The sequence below is a fragment of the Glutamicibacter ardleyensis genome, assembly GCF_014644555.1.
GTDB classification, from domain to species: domain Bacteria; phylum Actinomycetota; class Actinomycetes; order Actinomycetales; family Micrococcaceae; genus Glutamicibacter; species Glutamicibacter bergerei.
Genome location: NZ_BMKX01000009.1, coordinates 42,595 through 49,260, shown reverse-complemented (window position 1 = coordinate 49,260; position 6,666 = coordinate 42,595). Strand labels below are relative to the sequence as shown.

Below are 6,666 nucleotides of genomic sequence, written 5' to 3'. Positions count from 1 at the left end.
GGTGACCCGCAGTAAAAACTCGCGGGTGAACTCGTTCTTAATCGGCAACGGGAAGAACCCCCTCCGCAACGACGAAGACGTCGCAGTACCCGCAGTGGTGCTCGCGGTAGTGATCAGCTCTTTGACCTGCTTGTTCGTTTCGGCGACACTCTGCCCGGCAGTTAACAGGTTGGCTGCGTGTTCTTCGACCGGCCGGCCATCGGCATGAAACAACGTCGGCTCGGTGCGGAGCCCGTCAAAGGTTTGGTCTTTCGGTTCGCGTTTGGCGAGTTTCTGACTGGTCTCACGCACCACCGATGGGTGCAGTGCCGGTGATTGTTCCGGGCCAGGGGTGGTGAATAACGTGGCGAGGTGTTCAAAACGTGGTGGGACTTGGTTGCCTGCCATATCGCGGCGGCTAATAAGATCACTGGCGTCACCGATGAGTTTGTTCGCTTCACTAAACGGGATATGTGTCCAGGACGCTAGGAGCGCTGCGGGTGTTTGAAAGCTTGATTTACCGGCGCAACGGTGCGCCTGGCGGCTGGTGTCAGGGGCGGTGGTGCGCAGCGTGTCGAGTTCTGATTCATCCAGGGTGTGGGCGTTGGTGGCGGCGAGCCGGTCTGCGCCGGTGACACGGATCCGGGCTGCTTCATCTTCGAGGTGTTGGCCGATGGTGGCGAGCTCTAGGGCGAGGCGGGGATCGGTGGTGTTGGCGAGGTGTAAGCGCAGGAAGGTGAAGAGGGCGGTGCCGGTCGTGGCGAGAGTCCGCAGGGTTTCGCCGGTGAGGTTTTCTGGCTCACCGGTGGCTGCGGTGAGCTCGGTGAGCGTCGTGTGCAGTTCGGTGAGAGCGGCCCCGGCGGTGGTGTTCATGATTTGAGTATGCGCGGAAGGGTGGACCGGGTAGGTGGGGGTGCGAACCGACTGTGGATAAGTGCAGAAAGTTTCTTTGGCGGGGACAAGAACGCCCCACACCTGTTGGACAGGTGCGGGGCGTTGATCGTGCGGGGTTTAGCGTGAGCGGTAGTTCGGCGCCTCGACGGTCATCATGATGTCGTGTGGGTGCGACTCCTTGAGGCCTGCTGAGGTGATGCGGACAAACTTGCCGCGGGCCTTCAGCTCCGGGATGGTGCGTCCGCCGACGTAGAACATCGTCTGACGCAGGCCACCGGCAAGCTGGTGAACCACTGCGGAGAGCGGGCCGCGGTACGGGACCTGGCCTTCGATACCCTCGGGGATCAGCTTCTCGTTGGATGGTGCGTCGGCCTGGAAGTAACGGTCCTTGGAGTAGGAGGTGTTCTTGCCGCGGGTTTCCATCGCGCCCATGGAACCCATGCCGCGGTAAGCCTTAAACTGCTTGCCGCCCATGAAGACCAGATCGCCTGGGGATTCTGCGGTGCCTGCCAGCAGCGAGCCGAGCATCACCGAGTCGGCGCCGGCCACCAGGGCCTTGCCAATATCTCCGGAGTACTGCAGACCGCCGTCGGCGATCAGTGGCACGCCGGCCGGGATGGCAGCCTTGGCGGACTCGTAGATTGCGGTGACCTGGGGCACGCCGACACCGGCAACGATGCGGGTGGTGCAGATCGAACCTGGGCCTACGCCGACCTTGATGGCGTCGGCGCCCGCGTCGATCAGTGCCTGGGCACCCTCGCGGGTGGCAGCCTGGCCGCCGATAACGTCCACGTGTGCGGCGGCTGGATCTTTTTTCAACCGGGCAATCATGTCCAGTACGCCCTGGCTGTGGCCGTTGGCGGTGTCCACCACCAGTGCGTCCACGCCGGCGTCGATCAGCGTCATCGCACGCTCGTAGCCTTCACCGAAGAAGCCTACGGCGGCCGCTACGCGCAGCCGTCCGTCGTCGTCCTTGGTGGCCAGTGGGTACTGCTCGGCCTTGTCGAAGTCCTTGACGGTGATCAAACCGGTGAGTACACCGTTGTCATCAACCAGTGGCAGCTTTTCGATGCGGTTCTTGGAGAGTAGCTCGATGACCTGGTCACGGGGCACGCCCTCTTTGGCGGTGATCAGCGGCATGCCGGTCATTACCTCGTAGACCTTGGTGGTCATGAAGTTTTCGCGCGGCACAAAGCGGGTGTCGCGGTTGGTGATGATGCCCAGCAGTTTGCGGTTCTCATCGATGACCGGAAGGCCCGAGACGCGGTATTGGGCGCAGAGGTCGTCCCATTCGGCCAAGGTGGCACCTGGATGCACGGTGACCGGGTCCGAGATCATGCCCGATTCGCTGCGCTTGACCTGGTCAACCTGCCTGGCCTGGTTCTCGATGGACAGGTTACGGTGAATCACACCGATTCCGCCCTGACGGGCCAACGCGATGGCCATGCCGGCCTCGGTGACGGTGTCCATGGCGGCGGAGCTGATCGGTGTCGCAATGTTGATGCGCTTGGTGAAACGGGTGGTGGTGTCCGCGTCTGAGGGGATCACGTCCGTTGGGCCAGGCAACAACAAGACGTCGTCGTAGGTGAGTCCTTCAAAGGCAAAGGGGTTGAACTCAGTCACGTAAGAACCTTTCGGAGCGAAAGCGGAGGTTGCTTAAATGGTAGATCTCTTTTGGCCTATAGACGATTCTCGTCGAAGATCTGTGTCTAAGCTAACGTCAGCGGGACGTCATTTCTTCCCGCGGCCATCCGGTAGCCGCGCTAAACGCCGAGGCGAAGCGGGTGGCGGCGCTGTTGACGAAGGTTTTGGACAGGTGTGAATCATCGAGGTAAACCAGCACGTTGCCAATCACCGCCTTGCAGATACCCTCCGGGCAGAGCAGTGAGGTCATCTCAAATGAGCGGACGGCGGAGCCGTAATCATGCGAAGCCAAGAAGGTATCGACCGGGTTGACCGCGGCGAGCTTATCCGCCACCGGTGCATCGCAGGCGGTGTCATCGGATCGGTGCCGGCCCACACAGTCCGGAATGGAGGACTCAAAGCGCGGGGTGTCGCGCATCGCAATGACCTGGGATCCGGCTTTCACGAACGGATCGATCGCCGCCGCGTAGCCATCAACCATGGTTTCTTGGGACGCCGCGGAGTTTCCAAACTCATCCGGTGCGCCCACGGTCTGGGTGGCGACGGTGAGCACCATCGAGGGCGCCAGCTTGGTGACGTAGTCTTGCGCGGCTTCTTGGAACGCGGCGCACTCTTGGGCATCCCAGGGCATGGTGCTCGAACCGTAGCGGCATCCGGGATGATAGATCATCACCCAGCTGCCACCGGACGCTTCGACGGTGGCCGCGGCGGCATCGGACCAGTGCTGGATATGTGAGTCACCGAGCAGGACCAGGTCCGGGGCGGCGTTGGGGTCCCCGCCCTGATTGCAGAACATGATCGCCGGATCTTGCGGCGAGTATTTACCCGTGCAGTGATCCCCCGGCGTCTGCCACTCGGTGTCTAAATCGGTGCGCAGCGGCAAGGTGAGGGCGGCCGGGGACGGATCCCAGTCCGCGGTCGCCTGAGCGCCAGGGTTTTCCTCCGGAGACTGCGAAGCTGCCTGCACCTTGCGCTGCTGCACGTTGGAGTCCCACACGGCGATCGGCGCGGCGGCCAGCAGCGCCACCAGCGTGATGACGAAGGCTTGGGAAACCAGTTGGGGACGGCGCACCGTTGCCAGCATCGGCAGCACCCGGGATCGTTCCAGCCGGAGCAAAGGCTTTTCAACCCATCGGGTGCTCAGCCAGGACAAGCCGATGGACCCGATAATGAGCACCGTGCCGGCCAGTGGTGAGGCGTGGTCCACCCCCGCCAGCTGCAGGTAGAAAACCAGCAGCGGCCAGTGCCACAGGTACATCCCGTAGGACAGCGAGCCCAGTTTGGCCAGTGGTGCCACGCTCAAGAACCCGGCAGGGTTCTTCCATGACCGCGGTTCCGGAGCCATGATCAGCAGCGCGGCGCCGAGGGTCGGCACCAAGGCCAGATAGCCGGGAAATTTGCCTTCAACATCCAGCAGCGCACCGCAGGAGACGATGACCGCCAGCCCGGTCCAGCCGCCGAGGCGGCGCAGCCAAGCAGGCAATCGCGCCAGCAGCGGCAAGGCCAAGGCGAGCATGGAACCCAGCGCAAATTCCCACATCCGGGTGCCGGTGTGGAAGTAGGCCAGGCGCTGATCGGCCGCGGTCAGGTAGATGGAGTAGGAAAGCGAACCGGCAAATACGGCGGCGAACATGATGAACGCAATGAGCTCGAACCGGTAACGCGATAAAAAGCGACGCCAGATGAAAGCACACACCACCAGCAATACCGGCCAGAGGATGAAGATCTGCCCTTGGACCGACAGCGACCAGAAGTGCTGCAGCGGCGAGGAGGCAGAGGTGTTGAACGCGTAGTAGTCCACATTGGTCTCGGCCAAGGCCCAGTTCTGTTTAAAGAAGAGAGAGGAGAACGCTTCGTTGATCAGCGCCAGCCATCCGGTGGCCGGCAGTACCAGCCATGCGGTGACCGCGGTGGCCACGATGATCAGCGCCGCCTGCGGCAGTAACCGGGAGAAGCGGTGCAGCCAGTTACCGAGCACCGAGACTTTCTGGCCACTGCCGAGTTTGCGAGACAGCGATCCGGTGAGGAAAAAGGCTGAGAGCATCAGGAAGATGTCTACCCCGCCGGAGACCCGGGAGAACCAGATGTGATAGCACATCACCAAGAGCACGGCGAGCGCGCGCAGTCCTTGCAAATCGGCACGAAAACCCGCGGAAGGCACGGTGTTTTTAGTGCTGCTGATCGCTTGGGACACGGCTGTGGCTTTCCTGCTCGGTTCTGTGGTCTGTGCTCCACCGAAGACCGTGGTCTCAGCGGACAACCAGCAATTTTACCAAGTGAACTTCGTTATGAGCTTGGTACAAGCTGTGCGCGTCGGTGCAGATGCTAGTTAGTGAAGTGACCAAAAGGGGCTGACTTGTGTGGTTTAGCTACGAGTTAACGGCGAACCGAATGGCTCACAGTGGGCGTGCCTTGGATAAAGCCGTGTATGAGAAAACAAAATGCCGCCACCGGCCAGAGCGGAAGCTCTAGCTGGTGACGGCATTCGGTCAAGGGAAAACCCCTTAGTGGGCGTGCGCCTCTTCCGCGGGAGCCTTCTCGGCAACCAGGGTTTCGGTGGTCAGTACCAGAGCAGCGATCGAAGATGCGTTGACCAGTGCCGAACGGGTGACCTTCACTGGGTCAATGACGCCTGCGCTGAGCAGGTTCTCATAAACACCGGTCTTGGCGTTGAAGCCTTCGTTCGGTCCGGTCTCTGCGACCTTGGAGACAACTACTGCGCCGTCAAAGCCGGCGTTGGTAGCGATCCAGAACAGTGGCTGCACCAGGGCGCGGCGGACGATTCCCACACCGGCGGCGATATCGCCTTCGGCGGAGGTGACGCGTGCGTCTTCGTCCAGTGCGGACAGTGCATCAACCAGTGCGGTACCGCCACCGGCAACGATGCCCTCTTCGAGCGCGGCACGAGTCGAGGACACTGCGTCCTCGATACGGTGCTTGCGTTCCTTGAGTTCAACCTCGGTGGAGGCACCTACCTTGATGACACCAATGCCACCGGAAAGCTTAGCCAGGCGTTCCGCCAGCTTTTCGCGGTCCCATTCGGAATCGGTGCGGGCGTGCTCTGCACGCAGCTGGGCTACGCGCTCTGCAACGTCTTCTTCGGTTCCGGCGCCATCAACGATGGTGGTCGAATCCTTGGTGATGGTCACGCGGCGTGCGGAACCAAGAACCTCTGTGCCAACCTGGTCCAGCTGCAGACCTAGTTCGGCGGAGACTACCTGGGCGCCGGTGAGGATCGCGAGATCCTGCATCATGGCCTTGCGGCGGTCGCCGAAGCCTGGAGCCTTGACGGCAACTACGTTCAGCAGGCCGCGGAGCTTGTTGACTACCAAGGTGGAAAGGGCTTCGCCCTCGACGTCCTCGGCGATGATCAGCAGTGGCTTCTTGGTCTCCAAGACCTTTTCCAGCAGTGGCAAGAATTCTGCCACGGTGGAGATCTTGCCCGGGTTGATCAGCACTACTGCGTCTTCCAGGACAACTTCCTGGCGTTCTGCGTCGGTGATGAACTGCGGGGACAGGTAGCCCTTGTCGAACTGCATGCCCTCGGTGAGGACCAGTTCGGTGGCGGTGGTGGACGACTCTTCGATGGTGATAACACCATCGGTGCCCACGGTCTTGAAGGCCTCGGCGAGCAGGTCGCCGATTTCGTCATCCTGTGCGGAGATCGATGCCACGTTGGCAACCTTGTCTTCGACTGCCACGGCGTTAGCCTTCAGGCGTTCGGCAACAATTTCCACTGCCAGTTCAATGCCCTTGCGGATATCGCCTGGTGCAGCGCCGGCTGCTACGTTCTTCAGACCTTCCTTGACCAGTGCCTGTGCCAGCACGGTCGCGGTGGTGGTGCCGTCGCCAGCAACATCATTGGTCTTGGTGGCAACTTCCTTGGCCAGCTGTGCGCCGAGGTTCTCGTATGGATCTTCCAAGTCGATCTCACGCGCAATGGTGACACCGTCGTTGGTGATCGTTGGTGCGCCCCAGCTCTTGGCGAGGACCACGTTACGACCGCGTGGGCCGAGGGTGACCTTCACGGTGTTTGCGAGCTTATCAATGCCCGCTTCGAGGGCGCGTCGCGCTTCCTCATTAAATGCTAGCTGCTTAGCCATGCACTAACTCCTGAAATAGCATAGGTCGCAGTCCGGCCCCGAGCCC

At 61.6% G+C, this 6,666-nt stretch carries 4 protein-coding genes; all 4 read right to left on the bottom strand.

Going from position 1 to position 6,666, the window contains the following annotated elements:
- A partial coding sequence (locus IEX04_RS15055; protein ID WP_194446464.1) for a hypothetical protein occupies positions 1-852 on the bottom strand: 852 nt, incomplete at its 3' end.
- 138 nt (positions 853-990) lie between these two features.
- The gene (guaB, locus tag IEX04_RS15050) at positions 991-2,496 is read right to left on the bottom strand and encodes an IMP dehydrogenase (RefSeq protein ID WP_188686813.1); all 1,506 of its coding nucleotides are present in this window, start codon (positions 2,494-2,496) and stop codon (positions 991-993) included.
- A 97-nt stretch (positions 2,497-2,593) separates the two neighbouring features.
- Complete coding sequence (locus IEX04_RS15045) at positions 2,594-4,777, bottom strand: acyltransferase family protein (protein WP_188686812.1); 2,184 nt, start codon at positions 4,775-4,777, stop codon at positions 2,594-2,596.
- A gap of 244 nt (positions 4,778-5,021) precedes the next feature.
- Positions 5,022-6,620, bottom strand: coding sequence for a chaperonin GroEL (gene groL / locus IEX04_RS15040; RefSeq protein ID WP_188686808.1), 1,599 nt, complete (start codon positions 6,618-6,620; stop codon positions 5,022-5,024).
- Between the last annotated feature and the right edge of the window lie 46 nt (positions 6,621-6,666).